Below are 20,035 nucleotides of genomic sequence, written 5' to 3'. Positions count from 1 at the left end.
CCTATGCCGAGGCCTCTCGTCGCGTCGGCGACGAGGATTCCCGGCGCCGGCCGTCCCCTCGCGCTGGTGTGAGCCCTACGCCCAAGGCGGCGGCCACCGTGGCCACGGCCTCGGCGACGGTGGTGACGACCTTCTCGGCGTACCACACCGGCTCGTACATGTTCGGGAGCGGGCCGAGCGACCCGACGTCGACGTACCGGTAGAGCAGGACGGCGCCGAGCGCGCCGGCCGCGACCAGGAACGCGATCCCGTACGTGAGCCGGGTCGCGCGGATGAGCACCAGCACGGCGACGAGCGCGGCCAGCACCCCCTGGATCCAGAACAGCGTCCCCTCGGTGAGGCCGCCGCCCGACGACCCCGTGTCCCCGGCCAGGTGGAAGTGAACGTACGCGTCGACCGCGAGCCCCGCGACGACGAGCAGGCGAAGTATCAGGCCCATACCTGCATCACCGTTCGCGGGGCCGTTCCGGTTCAACGTCAGGCCGAGAAATCGGCGCGGCTCAGCGAACGTTCGCGAGGAAGGCGCGGGTACGAGGACTCCGGGGCTCGTCGAAGACCTCCGCCGGCGCCCCGCTCTCCACGATGACGCCCTGGTCCATGAACACGACCCGGTCGGCCACCTCGCGCGCGAAGCCCATCTCGTGCGTGACGACGACCATCGTCATGCCGTCGCGCGCGAGGTCGCGCATCACGTCGAGGACCTCGCCGACGAGTTCCGGGTCCAGCGCGCTGGTCGGCTCGTCGAACAGGAGCAGGCGGGGACGCATCGCCATGGCCCGGGCGATCGCGACCCGCTGCTGCTGGCCTCCGGACAGTTCGGCGGGATAGTGCCCGGCCTTGTCCGCCAGCCCGACGCGGGCCAGCAGCTCGCGCGCCTGCTTCTCCGCGTCCGGGCGGGCCCGCCGCTGGACCCGGACCGGGGCCTCGGTGACGTTCTGCAGCGCCGTCATGTGGGAGAAGAGGTTGAACTGCTGGAACACCATGCCGACGCCGGCGCGCTGGCGGGCCACGTCCCGCTCCGGCAGTTCCTCGACGCGGCCTTTGCGGCGGCGGTATCCCATCAGCTCACCGGAGACGTACAGCCGGCCCGCGTCGATCTTCTCCAGGTGGTTGATGCAGCGCAGGAACGTCGTCTTGCCGGACCCGGACGGCCCGAGGAGGCAGACGACCTCCCCCGGCCGTACGTCCAGGTCGATGCCGCGCAGGACGTGGTGGTCGCCGAAGCGCTTCCACACCCGCTCGGCGCGGACCAGTGGCTCGGTCATCGGGTCGGGCCTCCCTCGGTGACGCGGGGCGCGCCGTGGAACGTGAACGCACGCCTCCCGAAGCGGCGTACGGCCCCCTGGTCCGGACGCCGTCCGGTGCCGCGGCCGAAGTGCTTCTCGATCCGGGTCTGGATCAGGGTGAGGACGGTGGTGACGATGAGGTACCAGATGCTGGCGACGATGAGCAGGGGCATCGTCTGGTATGTCCGGGAGTAGATGAGCTGGGCGCTGTAGAGGAGCTCGGGCATGGCCAGGACGCTGACGAGCGAGGTGGTCTTGAGCATGCCGATCGTCTCGTTGCCGATCGGCGGGATGATGATCCGCATCGCCTGGGGCAGGACGATGCGCCGCATCCGGGTCATCGGGGTCATGCCGAGCGACGCGGCGGCCTCGATCTGGCCGCGCGGCACCGACAGAATGCCGGCGCGCACGATCTCGGCGGTGTAGGCGGCCTGGTTGAGGCCGAGCCCGAGGAGCGCGGCGGTGAGCCGCGAGACGAGGTGGTTGGCGTCGGCGGTGGCGAACGCGGGCCCGAACGGGATCCCGACGGAGAGCCGCGGGTACAGCGACGCGAGGTTGTACCAGAAGATGACCTGTACGAGCAGTGGAGTGCCGCGAAAGAACCAGATGTAGCCCCACGCGGTTCCGGAGAGGATGGGGTTGCGCGACTGCCGCATGATCGCCAGCACGGTGCCGAGCACCACGCCGATGAGCATCGCGAGGACCGTCAGTTCCAGGGTCTGGAGCAGGCCGGAGAGGATCTGCCGGGAGGTGAAGTAGTCGCCGACCACGGACCACTGGTAGCGCGGGTTGCGGATCAGGGTGTGGACCAGCATCGCGGCGAGGACGGCCACGACCGCGGCCCCGACCCAGCTCGCGGGCTGCCGCCGGCGCCGGGCGTGGATCTCGTCGCCGGGGGCGGGGGCGTCGACCTCCCGCGCCTGCTCGGTGAGGCTCATCGGGTCACCCCTTCTCGGTCGGCGGGTTGACGACGGACTTGGTGAGGGCGGACTTCTGCTGCCCCCACTTGGCGAGGATCTTGGAGTAGGTCCCGTCGGCGATGAGCTTGTTCATCGCGCCTACGAGGGGCTTGTCGAGGCCGGAGCCCTTCTTCATGAACATCGCCTCGAGGCCGGCGCGGATGATCGGCCCGACGGTGACGAGCGTGCCGTGGGACTGCTGGGCCTGGTAGGCGGTGACGGGATAGTCGGCGAACAGCACCTGCGTACGACTGCTGGCCAGCGACTGGTTGGCCGACGACTGGTCCGGGAAGGCCTGGGTCGTCACGGCGGGCTTGCCGGCCTGGGTGCACTTCTTGCTCTGGTCCTGCGCGTCGGTCAGTTCGAGCGATCCCTGGACGACGGCGACGGTCTTGCCGCACAGGTCGTCGAGGCCGGTGATGGTCTTGGCGTCCTCCTTCCGGACGAGCAGTGACTCGCCGGAGTAGTCCGTCGTGACGAAGTCGAGGACCTTCTCCCGTTCGGGGGTCGGCGCGGCGGAGGAGTGCCCCATGTCGAACTTGCCGTTGGTCACCGCCGGGATGAGGCTCTGGAAGTTGAGGTTCTGCAGCCGTACCTTCAGGCCGAGCACCCCGGCGACCGCATAGACCATGTCGATGTCGAGGCCCTGGATGGTCTTGCCGTCCTCGGCGACGAACTCCTTCGGGGCGAGGGTCGCGTCGGTACCGACGGTGATCTCGCCCTTGTTCCGGATCGCCGTGGGCACGAGCGCGGCCAGCTTCGCGTCCTTGGCGGGTGTGGGGATGCCCTGCATCGGCCCGAGCGCGGCCGCCTTCGCCGATCCGCCGTCCGCCGCGGGTCCGTTCCCGCATGCCCCCAGCAGCACCATGAGGGCCGCCGGGGGCAGGACGGCGCGCTGCCATCTGGCCGTGGTCTTCATCTCACTGTCTCCCTGCTGTCGTGTCAGGCGGTCGCCAGGGCGCGGGCCAGCCGGACCGCTCCATTGACGGGGGGTTCGGTCAGGACCTCGACGCGGCACCCGGGAACGAGGTCGCCGAGCGCCGCGGTGAACGCCGCCAGGAGCGGCGGCTGGTGGACGATCACGCCGCCGGCCGCAACGACGCGGTCGGCGGACGCCCCTCGATCGGCGAGGGTGCGGACCAGTTCGGCGAGTTCCCGTCCCGCCGACTCGATGACGTGGCGGGCCGCGGCGGACCCGTCGCGGTGGGCGGCGAACACGACGGGCGCGCATCCGGCCCACCATTCCGGCGTCCCGGTGGTGAGGCGCGTCGAGATGCCCGCGGTGTCGGGCAGCTGCAGCGCCTGCAGCAGGTGGCCGATGAGCGGGTCGTCGTCGTGCCCGCGGTCGCGGGCCCGCAGCACCGCGCGGGCCGCCTCGCGTACGAGGCCGGCGCCGCCGCCGTCGTCGCCGAGGAACCAGCCCCAGCCCCCCGCGTAGAGGGTCTCGCCGTCGGAGGTCCGGCCGACCGCGATGGACCCGGTGCCGGCGATGAGGCCGATGCCGGTCGGCCGGCCGCTCGCCGGGACGATCAGCTCGGCGTCGTTGACCACCGTGCACGGGACGTCGACGAGCGGGGCGAGCACCTCCTGGAAGCGGGCGCACTGCTCGGCGCTGTCGCACCCATGGGCGCCGACGGCCAGCGCGACGAGGGTGGATCCGGCGCCGAGCGCCTCCTCGAGCAGGTCCGCCAGCCGCTTGGCCCGGACCGGATAGGAGTACCGGCGCCAGTCCCCGCTCGGCCAGGTCAGGTCGACGACCGCCTCCCCGGCCGGCGTCTCGGCGCGCAGCCGCGTCTTGGTGGCTCCGACGTCGAAGCCCGCCACCACGTCGGTCATGCGGACAGCTCGCGTACTGCGTCGATCTTCGTGTCGAGCCGCCGGAACACCGACTCGTCGATGTCGGCCGACAGGAGCCGGGCCGTCGACCGCAGCAGCAGCTGGAGGACGACGATCTCGAGGATGGCCCGCCGGCACGCGCTCACCTCGGGCAGCCGGATCACCCGGCCGGCGGACGTGGAAACGTCCCGGTCGGTGATGAACAGGAGGTTGTCCGTCCGCTCGGCGAGCTGGTCGATCAGCAGTCCCTCGCGTTCCCGGCCGAGCACGACGTGCGCGGTGTCACCGGCGCTGTCCATCGGCCCGTGCAGGTAGGAGCGGGTCTCCATGCCCATGGCGGGGTAGCGCACTCCTTCCCGCAGCAGCAGAGCGCCCTCCTCCGCGGCGGTCACCGAAGGCCCTCCGCCCACGACGTCGACCGCGCGGACGCCCACGACCTGTTCGGCGAACGCGTCGACGACCGGCTCCGCCTCCTCCATGACGGCCTCGACCTGGTCGCCGAGGCCGGACCAGCCGGCTCCGACGGCCCCTTCGGTCCAGCGCTCCACGGCCATGCCGAGCGCCAGGAGGGTGCCGGTGAAGCCGATGGTGGAGACCCCGCTGTCGGGTAGGTCGCCGAATGACAGGAGCGCGTCACAGACGTCACCGAGCGGCGAGTCCGCGTAGTTGGCGACCCCGGCGCGCGCCTCCCGTTCGACGTCGAGCAGGGTCTGGACCGTCTCCCGGCTCCGGCCGCTCTGGGAGACGCCGACGTAGAGGTCGGCCAGACGGGCGGGCTGCGTCTTCCGGTGTGCCGGGAGCTCCCCGCACGACGTCCGCTGAGCGACGACGCCTCGGGCGCGCAGCGCGTGGACCGGTGCGGCGAGGGCCGCGTGGCTGGCGCCGATCCCGGCGAGCAGCACGCTCTGCGGTGCCCGCCACACGTCGAAGGACCCGGCGGCGAGCCGGTCGGCGACGAACACGGCCGCCTTGTCGAGCTGGCGGGGCTGGGCGGCGAAGGCCTCGAGGTACGGGATGCGCTCTTGGGCGGCGTGCTGCCGATCGACCACGTCGAACTCCTTGCTTAAGGCTGTGACCTGCGATGGTTTGTAAAAGTAATCTACTTAAATAAGTACGGTCAAGAGTGTTCCGAGACGGAACCCGAGAGGGGAGAATGTTCGGTGATGCCGACGCGTGCGGAGGCCCCGCTACCCGATACCGCCAAAGCGGTGCTGGCCAAGGTGGTCGATCGCGGACAGGTCACCCGGCCGCAGCTCACGGCGGACGTCGGCCTCTCGCATCCGACCGTCGGCACCGCCCTCGCCGAGCTCGAACGCCGCGAGTTCGTCGCCCGGGTCGGCACCACGCAGGGTGCGCTCGGCCGCGCCGCGACCGTCTACGGCCCCGGCCCGGGACTCGGCTGGGTGCTGGGCGTTGACCTCGGCAACACCCACGTCGACGTCCTGGCGCGGTCCCTGGCGGGTGACGACCTCAAACGCGAGCGGCACGCCGTGCGCCAGGGCCGGGCCCAGGACGTCGCCGCGCACGCCGGGGACATCGTCCGCGCGATCACGGAGGGCCTGGCCGCGCACGGCCCGTTGCGCGCCGTCGCGGTCGCCGTCGGCAGGATCATCCCGCCCGGCCTCGACCTGTCCCCCGCCGACCGGACCGCACGACCGATCGAACGGCTCGCCCGCGACCTCGTCACCGCCATGCGCCTGCCGGACGGCGTCCCGGTCATCTTCGAGAACAACGTCAACTGCGCCGCCCTCGCGGAATCCCACCAGGGCGCCGCCCGCGGCACCGGCGACTTCGCGTACCTGCAGATCGGCGTGCGGATCGGCCTGGGAATCGTGATGGGCGGCCGGCTCCTGCGCGGCGCGACCGGCGCGGGAGGAGAAGTGTCCTTCCTGCCGTTCCCCTGGGCTCCCGGCGTTCATCCGGAACGCGAGGCTCTCGAACGCCACCTCGGCTCGGACGCCCTGCTCGACCGGGCCCGGCGGGCGGGTGTCGTTCCCCCGCCCGAGACCGCCCAGCAGCTGTTCGAGGCGGCCGCCGCCGGTGACGCCGCCGCTCAGGCTCAGGTCGCCGACCACGCGGGTGAGGTCGGGCGTCTCGTCGCCGCCGTCGCCGCGATCCTCGATCCCGGTCTCGTCGTGCTCGGCGGCGGGGTCGGCAAGAATCCGCAGCTGCTGCCGGGTGTGGGCGCGGCGCTGCGCGACCTCGGCCAGGAGATCGCGGTCACCGTCACCGAACTCGGCGACGACGCGACCCTCGAAGGCGCCGCGCTGTTGACCGGCGACTACGCGCTGGGCTCGATCCTGGACGGCTATCACTCACCGCTGGTCGAGCGCCCCTCGGTCGTCACCGCCTGAGGCCGGCGCATCGATCCCGCCGTGCTGCCCGCGCGGTCTCGCGCGATGTCACGGCGGGCTCGGCCGGCCGGTACGGCGGTCAGCCGGCGCCGAGTTCGCGGCCGCGGTCGCGGGCGGCCTCGATGGCCTCGATCACGGCGGCGCGTACGCCGTGGCGCTCCAGCTCGCGGATGGCCGAGATCGTCGTCCCGGCGGGCGAGGTGACCGCCTCGCGGAGCATGACCGGGTGGTCGCCGGAGTCGCGCAGCATGATGGCCGCCCCCACCGCCGACTGGATCACCATCTCGAGGGCGGCCGCGCGCGGCATGCCGAGCAGGATGCCCGCGTCGACCATCGCCTCGACGAGGTAGTAGAAGTACGCGGGGCCGCTGCCGGACAGGGCGGTCGCGGCGTCCTGCAGCGACTCGGGGATGCGCAGCACCTTGCCGACCGGGCTCAGCAGCTCCTCGGTCAGCTTCAGGTGCTCCTCTCCGGCGTGCGTGCCGGCGGAGATGACGCTCATCGCCTCGTCGACGTGGACGGGGGTGTTCGACATGACGCGGACGACCGCGACGCCCTCGGGCAGGCGCTCCTCGACGAACGCGGTGGGGATGCCGGCGGCCATCGAGATGACGAGCCGGCCCGCCGGGACGTGATCCCGCAGCTCCCCCAGCAGCGTGCCCATGTCCTGGGGCTTGACGGCGAGGACGAGGGTGTCCGCCGTCGCGGCGGCCTCGGCGTTGGTGACGACCTGGACGCCGTACCGCTCCCGCAGCAGGGCTCCGCGCTCCTCACGCCGCGTCGTGACCAGCAGCTCGGCCGGCTTGCGCCCGGCCCGCAGCACTCCGGACAGCAGCGCCTCGCCCATCTTGCCGGCACCGAGAATCGCGATCATCGTCTCCAGCCTCCCGTCTCCCCGAAGCGTACCGAGCCGTCCGCCCCGGCCGCTCCCTGACCTGCGGCCGCCGGAGAACTCCTCCCGGGCCGGAAAGATCTCGGCCTCTTCGGTGAATTCCTTGTGACCGCTGTTGTCCATGAGGATCGAGAGTCCGCATGAGAAGACCCAGAGCGAGTGTGGTGATCACACTCGCCGGAGTCGTGGCCGCCGGCGTCCCCGCCACCGCGCACGCCGCGACCGCCCCCCAGCCACGGAAGACGGCCGGGCCCGCGACGGCGAAGCCCGCGACGGCCGAGCTCCCCTCCGGCAGGTCCTGGACGGTGACCCTGCTCACCGGGGACGTCGTCCGGGTGCAGACCGTCGCCAACCGCCCGCCCCTCGTCTCGGTGCAACCCGGAGCGGGCCGGAAGAACATCCCGTTCGTCAAGGACATCCGGCCGGACGGGACCGTCCGGGTGGTCCCCCAGGACGTCGTCTCGAAGATCGGAAAGGTCTACGATCCGGCGCTCTTCGACGTCACCACGCTGATCAAGGACGGTGACGACGACGCCGCGAGCACCGGGCTGCCGCTGATCGTCAAGAGCGGCGGCGGGGTGAAGGCGCTCGCGGCCGGCGGCCGGAGCCTCCGCAGCATCGGCGCCACCGCGGTCCGCCAGCCGCGGGCGAAGGGACCCGCGCTGGCCCGCAGCGCGCTGGCCGGGGACGTCCAGCACATCTGGCTCGACCGCAAGGTCCACGCGCAGGCGCTCGACCACAACCTCGACCAGATCGGCGCCCCTGCCGCCTGGAGGGCCGGCGCGACCGGGAAGGGCGTCAAGGTCGCCGTTCTCGACACCGGCGTCGACGCCACCCACCCGGACCTCCAGGGGCGGATCGCCGAGCAGCAGAACTTCAGCGACAGCGCCGACACCGTCGACCGGGTCGGGCACGGCACGCACGTCGCGGCGACGATCGCCGGGACCGGCGCCGCCGCCCACGGCGAACGCAAGGGTGTCGCCCCCGACGCCGACCTCCTCATCGGGAAGGTGCTCGGTGACGACGGCGGCGGCCGGGACTCCGACGTCATCGCCGGCATGGAGTGGGCCGCTCCCAAGGCCAGGATCGTCAGCATGAGCCTGGGCGGCTGGACCGACGACCCGGCGAACGACCCGACCGCCAAGGCCGTCGAGGAGCTCACGGCCCAGGACAAGACCCTGTTCGTCGTCGCGGCCGGGAACGACGGGCTCCCCGACAGCATCGAGTCGCCCGGCGTCGCCCCGTCGGCGCTCACCGTCGGCGCCGTCGACGGGAACGACAAGGTCGCCGGCTTCTCCAGCCGCGGCGGCGCGCTGATGAAGCCGGAGATCTCCGCCCCCGGTGTGGACATCGTCGCGGCCCGCGCCGCGGGCACGGCGATGGGCAACGTCGTCGACGCGCGGTACACCTCCGCGAGCGGCACCTCCATGGCCACCCCGCACGTCGCCGGGGCGGCGGCCGACCTGCTGCAGAGCCACCCGTCCTGGACGCCGGCGCAGCTGAAGGCCGCGCTGGTGACCACCGCGCACGAGGCGTCGGGAACGGTGTACGAGACGGGCGCGGGCCGGCTCGACGTCGGCGCGGCGGTCGGGGCGACCGTCGTCGGCGACCGTCCGGGCGTCTCGTTCGGAGCGATCCCGCACGGGTCGACCGGGGCCCTCACCCAGCAGCTGGGCTGGACGAACACCGGATCGGCCGCCGTCACGCTGAAGCTCGCCGGCCACCTCGCCACCCCGCAGGGCGAGAGCGTCGGCGCGCTGAGCCTGCCCGCGACGGTCAGCGTCCCGGCCGGTGGATCGGCGTCCGTCACGCTGACGCTCGACCCCGGCCGGCTGACGACGGCGGGTCACTACAGCGGCGCGGTCACCGCGACGGCGGACGGCGTCGCCCTCCGCGTCCCGGTCGGCGCGACCGCCGAGCCGGAGACCCACACCCTGACGCTGAAGGCCACCCCGATCCCGGGCACCCCCGACGGGGCGCTCGGCGGCTACGTCGGGATCGTGAACAACGACGATCCGAACCTGTACGACGACTCCGCGGAGATCTCCGCCGACGGCGTCGCGCGCGTCACCGTGCCGGCCGGCCACTACTCCCTGTTCGGCAGCGTGGACGACACCACGGAGGGCGCGGCGCGATCCGCGTTCGTCGGCAACCCCGACGTCACCGTGGACGCCGACACCACCGTGACGCTCGACGGCTCCCGCGCCCGGCCCGTACGGCTGTCGGCGCCCGGCACGACGGCCGACCCGGAGGCCGTCCAGGGCCTCATGGCCGAACGCGGCGTCGGGAACCAGGTCTGGGGCACCGGCGTGCTGGCGTTCGAAGGCTCTCCCGCCGTGTACAGCACGCCGATCGATCCCGCGCGGACCGGTACGTTCCACGCGTACGCCTTCGGCCGGCTGACCGACGGCGGGAAAACGGTCTACGACATCCTCCACGACCTCGGCTCCGGGGTTCCCACGACGGTGGACTACACGGCCGTCCCCAAGGACCTCGCGCGGATCGACGAGCGCTTCGACGCCCTGGCCGGCGACACCTCCCACCCGGACACCGAGAAGCGGTACGGCGTCTCTCCGGCCGGCTTCCTGGTGAACGAGGCGTCCAGCGACGTTCCCGCGGGCTCGACGCGGACCGACTACGTGTCCGGCGAGACCGGCGTCCAGTGGAGCGACGAGGCGTTCCGCAACGACCTCGGCGAATACGGCTGGGTGACGGAGGTGCCGATCCGGCGCTACGAGGCCGGGCGGACCTACACGAACGACTGGTTCCGCCAGCCGCTCCGGCCGGGCCCGTACTCGGCGACGGATCCGTCGGCGAGCGGCTGCCAACCGGCGCCGACGACCCGGGCCCGGGGGAACATCCACGTCCAGATGGTCGACCTGCAGGACCTGCCGGACGGCTTCGACTGCCTGCCCGGCGATCCCGTGTGGGAGAGCTCGACGTCGCGCACGATGCGGCTGTACGCGGACGGGAGGCTCGCCGGGACCACCACGCGTCCCTACGGCGACTTCGGCGTTCCGGCCAGGGCGGGCACCTACCGGCTCGTCTACGACCTCGACGTGTCGAAGTGGATCCCGGTGTCGACGAAGACCTCGACGACGTGGACGTTCCGCTCGAAGCCGGGTGAGGAGCGGGTGCCGCTGCTGACGGTGGACTACGCGCTGCCGCTGGACGTGCTGAACCACCCGAACGGCGACACCGCGACCTTCACCGTCACCCGCGTCAAGGGAGCGGCCGCCGCGAAGGTCACCGGCCTGAAGCTGTGGACCTCCCTCGACGACGGCACGACCTGGCAGGCCGCCACCGTGAGCGGAAGCGGCGGGAGGTACACCGCCAAGCTGCCTGCGGCGGCGAAGGGCCAGGCCGTGTCCCTGCGCGTCCAGGCCACCGACGACGCCGGCGGCAGGATCGACCAGACGATCATCCGCGCCTACACCGGCGGCTGACCGCCCCTCGGGCGGCCGCCGTGAGCGGCCGCCCGTTCCCGGGCGGCCATCGTGAACGGCCGGCCGGGAACCGAAACCGGTCTATCGGACAAGTACTAAGGGGGCCTCGGGGCTTTCGGGCCCCGGGTACGGCGAACCGCCCCGGCCCGCACCTCCCGCGTGTGCGCGTTATCCCACCCTGGCCGGGGCGGTTCGCCCTTACCCGTCTCAGGACCTGGAGGCCAGGGACCTCAGGAAGAAGCCGACGTTGGCCGGGCGCTCGGCCAGCCGCCGCATGAGGTAGCCGTACCACTCCCGGCCGTAGGGAACGTAGACGCGCACCTGCCCGCCGAGCTCGGTCAGGCGCCGCTGCTCGTTCGGACGGATGCCGTACAGCATCTGGTACTCGAAGCCGTCCGGGGAGCGCTCATTGAGGATCGCGAGCGCACCGGCGATCTCGATCAGCCGCGGGTCGTGCGTGGCCAGCATCGGGTAGCCGCGCCCGGCCATCAGCACCCGCATGCACCGCACGTAGGACTTGTCCACGGCGTCCTTGCCGGTGAACGCGACCGAGTCCGGGGCGTTGTAGGCGCCCTTGCACAGGCGTACCCGCGACCCTTCGTAGGCGAGGTCGGCGCAGTACTCCTCGGCGCGGCGGAGGTACGCCTGGATGACCGCCCCGGTCTCGGGGAAGTCCTGCCGCAGCTCCTTCAGGATGCGCAGCGTCGAGTCGACCCTGGTGTGGTCCTCCATGTCGAGGGTCACGGTGGTGTTCGCCTGGCGGGCGGCCGCGCAGACGCGCCGGGCGTTCTCCAGCGCCGTGCGCTCGCCGCCGTCGAGCAGCTGGCCGAGCGCGGTCAGCTTGACCGACACCTCGGCGCGGGGGCCGTACCCGGCCTCGGCGAGTCGCTCCAGGAGCCGTTCGTACTCGGTGGTGATCGCCTTGGCCTGGACGGCCTCGACGGTGTCCTCGCCGAGGTGGTCGATGGTGACCAGCAGGCCGTCGGAGATCAGCCGGTCGGTGGTGGTCAGGACGTCGGCGGCGGCCTCCCCCGCGACGAACCTGCGAACGACGCTTCTGCTGTACGGCGCGGTCTCGACGACCCGGCGTACGCCGCTGCTGTGTGAGGCGGCCAAGAGAGCCTGACGGAGCAAGCTTCCCCCTCTCCCCAAGGGACCACACTGTCCCGATCGCCCATCAGGCTATGCCAGCCGTGACGGCCCTGGTCACGGTGGATCTCCCGCGGATTGACCGGGGACAGGGGAACCGGCCCGGGTGGTCAGGGCGTACGGCGGCGGAGGGTGGCGGCGCCCAGCAGCAGGGCGAGGACGGTGCAGCCGGCGATGACGGCGATGTCGCGCCAGAGGGTGCCGGTCAGGCCGGGGTGATCGGTCAGCTGCCGCATCGCCTCGACGAGGTACGACAGCGGCAGGACGTCGGCGATCCACCGCAGCACCGTGGACATCTGGTCGCGCGGCACGAACAACCCGGCCAGCAGCACCTGCGGCAGGACGAACGCCGGCATGAACTGCACCGCCTGGAACTCCGTACGCGCGAAGGCGCTCGTGAACAGCCCCAGCGCGACGCCGAGCAGCGCGGCGAGCAGGGTCAGGACCACGAGCGTCCACACCGATCCCCGCAGGTCCAGGCCGAGCCAGGTCAAGGAGATCGTGGCGACCACGGCGACCTGGACCAGCGCGGTGACGCCGAACGCCAGCGCGTAGCCCAGCAGCAGGTCCAGCTTGCCGAGCGGCATCGTCATGAGCCGCTCCAGCGTGCCGCTCGTCCGCTCCCGCAGCGTGGCGACGCTGGTCACGATGAACATCACGACGAGCGGGAACACGCCGAGCAGCATCGGCCCGAACCGGTCGAACGCCTCCGGCCGGTCCATGACGTACCGCAGCAGGATCATCAACAGGCTGGGGACGCCCACGATCAGCGCGAGCGTGCGGTGGTCGTGCCGGAGCTGGTTCAGGATCCGCCGGGCCGTCGCGAGCGTGATGGTGACGCTCATCGCCGCCCCACCGTCTCTCGCCGCTCAATGATCTTCAGGAACGCCTGCTCCAGGTCGCCCGTGCCCGTCTGCTCGCGCAGCGCGCCGGGCGTGTCGTCGGCGATGATCCGGCCCTCCCGCATGAGGAGCAGCCGCTCGCACCGGGCGGCCTCGTCCATGACGTGGCTGGAGACCAGCAGCGTCGTCCCCCGGCCCGCCAGCTCGTGGAACAGCTCCCACAGCTCGCCGCGCAGCACCGGGTCCAGCCCGACGGTCGGCTCGTCCAGGACGAGCAGCTCCGGCCGGCCGAGCAGCGCGACGGCGAGGCTCGCCCGGTTCAGCTGTCCGCCGGAGAGGGAGGCGACGAGCTGGTCGCGGGCGCCGCCGAGACCGACCTCGTCGACGACCCGGTCGACGTCGCCCTTGGCGGCGCCGAGCACGGAGGCGAAGTAGCGGAGGTTCTCCCGGACGGTCAGGTCGGCGTAGACGGCCGGCTTCTGGGTGGCGTAGCCGATGCGGTGGCGCAGCGCGCGGTGGCCGGCCGGGCGGCCGAGCACGGTGACGGTGCCGCTCTGGACGATCTGGACCCCGACGACGGCCCGCATGAGCGTCGTCTTGCCGCAGCCGCTCGGCCCGAGCAGGCCGACGACGGAACCGCGCGGCACCGCGAAGGTCAGGTCGTGCAGGACCGTACGCCCGCCGCGCGCGACCCGGAGGTCCCGGGCCTCGACGACAGAATTCATCATGCGTTGAAATTAGGCCCGCACTTCCGAGGTGTCAAGACATCCGGGCTTCATGGCGGATCGCTGACAGGCTGAACACGGCGGCGGCCATGCCAACGGTCAGGGGCGGACGGCGCTCACCAACCAGACGGCGCCGGGAATGCGGACCCCGTCCGAGGTCTCATAGGCCGCGAGCCCTGCCCGTAGTTGCCGGCGCGTGCGTTCGACGACGTCCTCTCCGACTCCTTGCAGGTTGAAGCGGACCGGTCCCTGACCGAGGATGAACTCCGTCGCGTCGGCGGCGTCGCGGCCGTAGTCCATGAGCGCCTCGACCGGCATGACGCCGACGTCGGCGAACCCGGCCCTACCGAGTACCTCCCGGATGCGGGCCGGGTCGGTCAAGGCCCCCATCCCGCGCGCGGCGGGGGACGGCGCCCGCATGAGCGGCTTCAACGCCGCGGTGGCGCGGGCATAGTCACTGTCGGGACTGCCGCCCTGGGGGCCCATGAACGCGAGCCGGCCGCCCGGTCGCAGCCCTCGCCGGATGTTGGCGAACGCAGCCACCAGGTCCTCGAAGAACATCACCCCGCCACGGCTGATCGCGACGTCGAAGCCTCCGTCGGGAAACGGATGGACCTGGGCGTCTCCCTGCTCGAAGCTGACGTTGACGATCCCTTGATCCGTCGCCTCGGCGCGGGCGCGATCCAACATCGGCGCCGAGATGTCGACGCCGACGACGCGCCCTCGGGATGCCCGGCGCGCCGCCAAGAGTGTGGTCTGGCCCGTCCCGCAGCCGATGTCGAGGACGCGGTCGTCCGCACCGATCGCGGCGATGCGGAACAGGTCGTCGTTGAAGGCGGAGACCGTCGCGTCGTAACGGTCGTGGTTCTGCGCCCAGTGGACGCCCTCCCAGCCGTTCCACGCATCCGCGTGCTGGGAGTTGGCGATGGCCTGCATGGTCTTCCTCCGGTGGGTGCGACGGTACGCGGACCGCATTTTGAAGTCCGACTTTAGAGTTGAACTCTAGATGTAGACTACAGCCATGACGGGAGTCAAGGGTGGGGACAGGCGGGGCCGGAAACCCAAGGAGACCCGAAGGCGCATGCTGGAGGCCGCACGCGAGCTGTTCGTCCAGCGCGGATACGGCGCGACGACGCTTCAGGAGATCGCCGACCGGGCCGGCGTCTCCGTCCAGACGATCTACTTCACATTCGGCAACAAGCGGGTGCTGCTCAAAGAACTCGTCGACGGGTCCATCGCGGGCGATGAGGAGGCGATCGCGACGATGGATCGTCCGTGGTTCCGTGAGGCCGTCGCCGCGGAGACCGCAGACGCCCAGTTGCTGCTTCACGTCCAAGGGACGCGAGAGATCTTGGAGCGAGTCGCCCCGATCATCGAGATGCTGCGCGCCGCGGCCACGGCCGATCCGGAGATCGCCGAGCTGTGGGGCCAGGACACCGATCCGAGGTTCACCGTCCACGCGGCCGCCGCCCGGTCCCTGTCGGCCAAACCGGGGATCCGCGACGGAGTGACGGCCGAGCACACCGCAGACGTGCTGTACGGCCTCCTCAGCCCGGAGCTCTACCTACTGCTCGTCCGAGACCGAGGCTGGTCGCCCGAGCGATGGGAGCGCTGGTCGTACGACACCCTGCGCTCGCAGCTCTGCTCGGGGTGACAAGCTTTTTGCCTGTCGTTCTGGTGGCATCCACGCGCATCGGCATGCTCGTGATCGGTGTCTCATGCGGTCGAGCGGGTCAGCCCTCGAGGTAGCGCTGAAGGGTCGGCGCGAGCAGCGCGACGAGCTCGTCCTCGGTCGCCGACGCCACGGGCTCGACCTGCACGATGTACTTCAGCATCACGACGCCCATCATCTGGGCCGCGGCCGCCGCGAGGTTCAGCGGCGGCAGGGCCAGGGCGTCGGCGACGCGGGCCAGGATCGCCCGGGTGACGAACTCCCGCAGGAGCGCCGCACCCTGCTCCGTCGTGGCCGCCGACCGGAAGATGCCGACGAACTGCGGCCGCAGCCGCGGATCCGACCAGATCCGCAGGAACGTCCGCGCCATCCGCTCACCGATCTGCGACCGCGGGCCGGCCATCACCTGCCCGAGGAACACCGCCGGGTCCACCGGGAACTCCATCGCCGCCGCGAAGAGCTCCTCCTTGGAGCCGAAGAAGTGGTGGACCAGCGCCGGGTCCACCCCGGCCTCACGGGCGATGGCCCGGATCGAGGCCTTGTCGTAGCCGCGCTCGCCGAACAGCACGCGCGCGGCCGCCAGGATGTCGTCCCGCGACGAGGACGGCCCGGGACGGCGTCCCGGGCGGCGCGTCGGCGTCGTCATCGGCGGCGCCCCTCGTCACGGGTCCGAGGGGCCGCCGGCGCGGTCACGAGGGCGTGACCTCGCCCTCGGAGTCCACCTGCCAGGGACCGGCGGCGGGAGCGGCCGCGGCGAGGTGCAGGCGCGCGAACGCGAGGGACTCGGCGAGATCGCTCTCCCGCTGCTCACGGTCGGTGGCGCGGCGGGTGTTGATCTCGACGACGATCTGGCCGCCGTAGCCCTGCGCGGCCAGCCGCTCCAGCATCTCCGCGCACGGCTGGTTGCCCCGGCCGGGGACCAGGTGCTCGTCGCGGTTGACGATGCCGATGCCGTCGGCGAGATGGATGTGCGCCAGCCGGTCGCCGAGGGAGTCCGCCATGGTGAGCGGGTCCGAGCCGGACACCGCGGCGTGCGACAGGTCGATCGTCACGTTGGGGTAGTCCATGTCGACGGGGTTCCAGTGCGGGGAGTACATCCCGACCTCCGCCGTGCGCGCCCGTACGGGGAACATGTTCTCCACGGCGAAGACGACGTCGGTCTCCTCCTGCATGCGGGCGAGCCCCTGCTCGAACTCCCGGGCGTACTCCCGCTGCCAGCGGAAGGGGGGATGGACCACGACGACCTCGGCGCCGAGCTTCTCGGCGGTGTCCTTGGAGCGGAGCAGCTTGCCCCAGGGCTCACGCCCCCAGACCCGCTGGGTCAGCAGGAGACAGGGCGCGTGGATCGACGTGATCGGGATCTGGTGATAGTCGGACAGTCTGCGCAGCACGTCGATGTCCTGGCTCGCCGGATCGGCGGTGACCATGATCTCGATGCCGTCGTACCCGAGGCGCGCGGCGAGGTCGAACGCGGCCGGCGTCTTCTCCGGGTAGACCGACGCCGAGGACAGAACGATGGGCGCGTCGGGGACCTGGAGGACTTCTTCCACAATCGGCAAGCCTATGCGTTCCATCGTCTGGTCCGGCCAACCGCGCCCGCGCGTACCACGGACGCGTGATCGTTCCCGGCACCGGCCACCGCGGACGCGTGGTCGTCTCCGGGGCCGTCTACCGTGGAGGCGTGATCGCCCCTGGAGCCATCGCCAGCCCCAACATCTGGAACAGCCCGCAGATCTACGAGCTGGAGAACCGCGCGGTCGACCCGGACGGGCGGATCGAGCGGGCCATGCGCGAGATCCGGTCCTGGGACGGCGCGGTGGTGCTCGACGTGGGCTGCGGCACCGGCTTCCACCTGCCCGCGTTCGCACGGACGGCGGCGAAGGTCGTCGGCGTCGAACCGCACGCCGGGCTGGCCGGCCTCGCCCGCCGGCGCGTCGCCGACGTGCCCAACGTGGCCGTACGCGTCGGCGCGGCCCAGGCGCTCCCGGTGCCCGACGCGTCGGTGGACGTGGTCCACGCCCGCTGGGCGTACTTCTTCGGGCCCGGCTGCGAACCGGGCCTGGCGGAGCTGGGCCGGGTCGTACGGCGCGGGGGCGCGGCGTTCGTCATCGACAACGACGCCACGCGGTCGACGTTCGGGGCGTGGTTCCGGCGCTGGCTGCCGTCGTACGACCCGGGCGCCGTCGAGCGGTTCTGGTCTCGGCATGGGTTCTCCCGTACGCCACTGGAGATGCGCTGGCGCTTCGACGACCGCGCGGATCTCGAGGCCGTACTGAAGATCGAGTTCCCCGCCGAGCTCGCCGAGGAGTTCCTGGGCGAGGTCGAGGGCTGCGAGGTCGACTACGCCGTCAACCTGTGGTGGCGGCGCTACTGACGCGGTACCCGTTTCAGCCGGCGGACACGCGGGACGCGCCGAGCACGGCCAGCACCCGGTCGGCGACGGCCTGCATGCCCTTGGCGTTCGGGTGGACGGGGGCGGCCGGGTTCTTCACCAGGATGCCCTCGACCCACCGGTCGGCGGAGCACATGTCGTGGCGCCGCCCGGTGGTGTACGCGTCGACGAACCGCGCGTCGCCGAGCCGGGCCTCCGCGGCCAGCATCTCGTTGAGCCGCCGCTCGAACCGGTCGAGGAACGGGATGTCGCCGGAGGCCGTGGGGACGTTCGGCCAGCATCCCGCACGGGAGGGCAGCATGCGGGGATAGCCGACGAGCAGGACGCGGGCGCGCGGCGCGCGGGCGTGAACGGCCCGCAGGATCGCGGCGACCTTCGGCGCGGTCGCGGCGATCCGTTCGTCCAGGGTCGTGCCGTAGTAGCGCTCGCAGGGCGCGCCGTGGTGATCGACGAGGCTGAACGCCGCGCAGGTCAGCACGATGCGGCTGTAGCCGATGTCGTTGCCGCCGATGCCGATCGTCACCAGGGTCGTGTCGCGGGTGACGGCGTCGAGTTGCGGGATGTTGTGGCCGAACAGGACGGACTGGGACCGGCTCAGGTCCTCGGTCGTGGCCGCGCTGCAGCTCACGTCGGTGAACGAGGCGGGCTGCAGCATCCGCGCCACGAGCGAGGGGTAGTTGTGGTCGGAGCGCAGACACGCGATCGGGCTGCCGTGCCGGTGCGGGATGAACGGCCCCGCCGTGAACGAGTCGCCGAGCGCGACGTAACGGCCGCCGGTGACCTCCCGCGCCGGGCCGTCGGCGGCGGTGACCGCCCGCGCCGAGCCCCCGGCGAAAAGCGCCGGAACCAATGACACGACTGCAAGCCACCTGCGCATCGCGCCCTCCCCCTGCCCTCCTGTCCGCCAGTAAGGACCGGCGGACAGGCTCCGTCAACTCTCTTGTCCGAGATCGGCCAGTGACTACTATGTCACCCCGAGTCACCGAGGTCACTCTCATTTGTCGGCGGCGGGCCGTACAGTCGCGGGCATGGCGAAGAGCGTGAAGCAGGCGTACCGCTGCACCGAATGCGGGTGGCAGACCTCGAAGTGGGTCGGGCGGTGCGGCGAATGCCAGGCGTGGGGCACCGTCGATGTGGCGGGCGCCGCCAAGCCGGCGCGGGTCGTGACGCCCGGCCCGGTGAGCGCGCCGGCCCGGCCGATCGGCCAGGTCGACGTGCAGGCCGCGCAGACCGCCGCCACGGGGCTGGACGAGCTCGACCGCGTGCTCGGCGGCGGGCTGGTGCCGGGCGCGGTCCTGCTGCTGGCCGGCGAGCCCGGCATCGGCAAGTCCACCCTGCTGCTCGAGGTCGCGGCGCTGCACGCCGACCGCGGCACCGCGCTCTATGTCACGGGCGAGGAGTCGGCGGAGCAGGTCCGGCTGCGGGCCGACCGGATCGGCGCGATCGCCGACCGGCTCTACCTCGCCGCCGAGACCGACCTGGCGGCCGTCCTCGGGCAGATCGACTCCGTCGCCCCCGAGCTGGTCGTGGTCGACTCGATCCAGACGATCGGCTCTGCGGAGATCGACGGCGCCGCCGGCGGGGTGAGCCAGGTGCGGGAGGTCGCGGCCAACCTGATCCGGGTCGCCAAGGAGCGCGGCATCACGACGGTCGTCGTCGGCCACGTGACCAAGGACGGCTCGATCGCCGGTCCGCGCGTCCTGGAGCACCTCGTCGACGTCGTGCTCTACTTCGAGGGCGACCGGCACAGCCGGCTCCGGATGATCCGCGCGGTGAAGAACCGCTACGGCCCCACCGACGAGCTGGGCTGCTTCGACCTGTCGGAGATGGGGATCATCGGGCTGGCCGATCCCAGCGGCCTGTTCCTGACCCGGCAGGAGAAGCCCGCGCCGGGCACCTGTGTGACCGTGACGCTGGAGGGCCGGCGGCCGCTGGTGGCGGAGGTGCAGGCGCTCGTCGCACCGTCGCCGCTGGCCAACCCGCGCCGTATGACGTCCGGGCTCGACTCGGCCCGGATCGCGATGATGCTCGCGGTGCTGCAGCGCCGCTGCCGCATCAAGCTCCACGACCGCGACGTGTACGCCGCGACGGTCGGCGGCGTGCGGCTCAGCGAGCCGTCCGTCGACCTGGCCGTGGCGCTCGCCGTCACCGGCGCGGCCAACGACTCCGCGCTCCCCTCCGACCTGGTCGCCTTCGGCGAGGTCGGCCTGGCGGGCGAGGTGCGCGGCGTGCAGGCGGCCAAGCGGCGGCTCGCCGAGGCGTCCCGGCTCGGCTACCGGCGCGCGATCGTGCCCGGCGGGTCGATCGATCCGACTTCCGGCCGCACCAGTGGCACGATCGTGACGGATGAGGGTATGCAAGTGACAGAAGTGGACGACGTTTGGACGGCGCTCGCCCTCGCGTTCGCGACGGCGGCCGCGGACGCGTGACCGCGCGCCGGTCGCCAACCGGCGAGGGGAGCGGGTGGGCGTCTCGCGTTCAC

Annotated in this window: 19 protein-coding genes; 5 read left to right on the top strand and 14 right to left on the bottom strand. The window is 72.1% G+C overall.

Annotation, left to right across the window (positions count from 1 at the left end; translation table 11 throughout):
• Position 1: 1 nt before the first annotated feature.
• The 6 genes from NE234_RS13900 to NE234_RS13875 form a co-directional block, all read right to left on the bottom strand.
• Complete coding sequence (locus NE234_RS13900) at positions 2–439, bottom strand: hypothetical protein (RefSeq protein ID WP_252779395.1); 438 nt, start codon at positions 437–439, stop codon at positions 2–4.
• Between the two features lie 61 nt (positions 440–500).
• Complete coding sequence (locus tag NE234_RS13895) at positions 501–1,265, bottom strand: amino acid ABC transporter ATP-binding protein (protein ID WP_252779394.1); 765 nt, start codon at positions 1,263–1,265, stop codon at positions 501–503.
• Positions 1,262–2,224, bottom strand: a complete 963-nt coding sequence (locus NE234_RS13890) for an amino acid ABC transporter permease (RefSeq protein ID WP_252779393.1) — start codon at positions 2,222–2,224, stop codon at positions 1,262–1,264. Before NE234_RS13890 ends, NE234_RS13895 begins: the two co-directional genes overlap by 4 nt.
• A gap of 4 nt (positions 2,225–2,228) precedes the next feature.
• Positions 2,229–3,164, bottom strand: a complete 936-nt coding sequence (locus tag NE234_RS13885; protein ID WP_252779392.1) for an ABC transporter substrate-binding protein — start codon at positions 3,162–3,164, stop codon at positions 2,229–2,231.
• A 23-nt stretch (positions 3,165–3,187) separates the two neighbouring features.
• A complete protein-coding gene (locus tag NE234_RS13880) occupies positions 3,188–4,081 on the bottom strand; it encodes an N-acetylglucosamine kinase (RefSeq protein WP_252779391.1) in 894 nt (297 codons plus the stop codon).
• Positions 4,078–5,130, bottom strand: a complete 1,053-nt coding sequence (locus tag NE234_RS13875) for an SIS domain-containing protein (RefSeq protein WP_252779390.1) — start codon at positions 5,128–5,130, stop codon at positions 4,078–4,080. The genes NE234_RS13880 and NE234_RS13875 overlap by 4 nt, the downstream gene beginning before the upstream one ends.
• A gap of 114 nt (positions 5,131–5,244) precedes the next feature.
• Between NE234_RS13875 and NE234_RS13870 the strand changes: the two genes are divergently transcribed.
• Positions 5,245–6,435 (top strand): ROK family protein, encoded by a 1,191-nt coding sequence (locus NE234_RS13870; RefSeq protein WP_252779389.1) that lies wholly within the window; start codon positions 5,245–5,247, stop codon positions 6,433–6,435.
• Between the two features lie 79 nt (positions 6,436–6,514).
• Here NE234_RS13870 and proC read toward each other — a convergent pair whose 3' ends face one another.
• Positions 6,515–7,309 (bottom strand): pyrroline-5-carboxylate reductase, encoded by a 795-nt coding sequence (proC, locus tag NE234_RS13865; RefSeq protein WP_252780971.1) that lies wholly within the window; start codon positions 7,307–7,309, stop codon positions 6,515–6,517.
• Between the two features lie 158 nt (positions 7,310–7,467).
• Between proC and NE234_RS13860 the strand changes: the two genes are divergently transcribed.
• On the top strand, positions 7,468–10,773 hold the full coding sequence (locus NE234_RS13860; protein WP_252779388.1) for a S8 family peptidase: 3,306 nt from the start codon (positions 7,468–7,470) through the stop codon (positions 10,771–10,773).
• A gap of 207 nt (positions 10,774–10,980) precedes the next feature.
• Here the strand turns inward: NE234_RS13860 and NE234_RS13855 are convergent, their stop codons facing one another.
• The 4 genes from NE234_RS13855 to NE234_RS13840 all read right to left on the bottom strand — a co-directional run bounded on the left by NE234_RS13855 (position 10,981) and on the right by NE234_RS13840 (position 14,425).
• Positions 10,981–11,907, bottom strand: a complete 927-nt coding sequence (locus NE234_RS13855; protein WP_252779387.1) for a proline dehydrogenase family protein — start codon at positions 11,905–11,907, stop codon at positions 10,981–10,983.
• 125 nt (positions 11,908–12,032) lie between these two features.
• The gene (locus NE234_RS13850; protein ID WP_252779386.1) at positions 12,033–12,767 is read right to left on the bottom strand and encodes an ABC transporter permease; all 735 of its coding nucleotides are present in this window, start codon (positions 12,765–12,767) and stop codon (positions 12,033–12,035) included.
• Positions 12,764–13,492: an ABC transporter ATP-binding protein gene (locus NE234_RS13845; protein WP_252779385.1), complete on the bottom strand. Its 729-nt coding sequence runs from the start codon at positions 13,490–13,492 to the stop codon at positions 12,764–12,766. Before NE234_RS13845 ends, NE234_RS13850 begins: the two co-directional genes overlap by 4 nt.
• Positions 13,493–13,588: 96 nt before the next feature.
• Positions 13,589–14,425, bottom strand: coding sequence for a class I SAM-dependent methyltransferase (locus tag NE234_RS13840; RefSeq protein ID WP_252779384.1), 837 nt, complete (start codon positions 14,423–14,425; stop codon positions 13,589–13,591).
• Between the two features lie 145 nt (positions 14,426–14,570).
• Here NE234_RS13840 and NE234_RS13835 point away from each other — a divergent pair, with 145 nt between their 5' ends.
• On the top strand, positions 14,571–15,143 hold the full coding sequence (locus tag NE234_RS13835) for a TetR/AcrR family transcriptional regulator (RefSeq protein ID WP_252779383.1): 573 nt from the start codon (positions 14,571–14,573) through the stop codon (positions 15,141–15,143).
• A gap of 79 nt (positions 15,144–15,222) precedes the next feature.
• Here the strand turns inward: NE234_RS13835 and NE234_RS13830 are convergent, their stop codons facing one another.
• Complete coding sequence (locus NE234_RS13830; RefSeq protein ID WP_252779382.1) at positions 15,223–15,807, bottom strand: TetR/AcrR family transcriptional regulator; 585 nt, start codon at positions 15,805–15,807, stop codon at positions 15,223–15,225.
• Between the two features lie 43 nt (positions 15,808–15,850).
• Entirely contained in the window at positions 15,851–16,711 is an 861-nt protein-coding gene (locus NE234_RS13825) for a sugar phosphate isomerase/epimerase family protein (RefSeq protein ID WP_252779381.1), read from the bottom strand.
• A 236-nt stretch (positions 16,712–16,947) separates the two neighbouring features.
• Here NE234_RS13825 and NE234_RS13820 point away from each other — a divergent pair, with 236 nt between their 5' ends.
• A complete protein-coding gene (locus NE234_RS13820; RefSeq protein ID WP_252780970.1) occupies positions 16,948–17,535 on the top strand; it encodes a class I SAM-dependent methyltransferase in 588 nt (195 codons plus the stop codon).
• A 13-nt stretch (positions 17,536–17,548) separates the two neighbouring features.
• Here the strand turns inward: NE234_RS13820 and NE234_RS13815 are convergent, their stop codons facing one another.
• Entirely contained in the window at positions 17,549–18,409 is an 861-nt protein-coding gene (locus NE234_RS13815; protein ID WP_252779380.1) for an SGNH/GDSL hydrolase family protein, read from the bottom strand.
• A gap of 172 nt (positions 18,410–18,581) precedes the next feature.
• Here NE234_RS13815 and radA point away from each other — a divergent pair, with 172 nt between their 5' ends.
• Positions 18,582–19,982, top strand: coding sequence for a DNA repair protein RadA (gene radA, locus NE234_RS13810; protein ID WP_252779379.1), 1,401 nt, complete (start codon positions 18,582–18,584; stop codon positions 19,980–19,982).
• Positions 19,983–20,035: the final 53 nt, after the last annotated feature.

Source organism: Actinoallomurus rhizosphaericola (genome assembly GCF_024055675.1).
Classification (GTDB): domain Bacteria; phylum Actinomycetota; class Actinomycetes; order Streptosporangiales; family Streptosporangiaceae; genus Actinoallomurus; species Actinoallomurus soli.
This window is presented reverse-complemented; position numbering and strand designations above follow the sequence as displayed.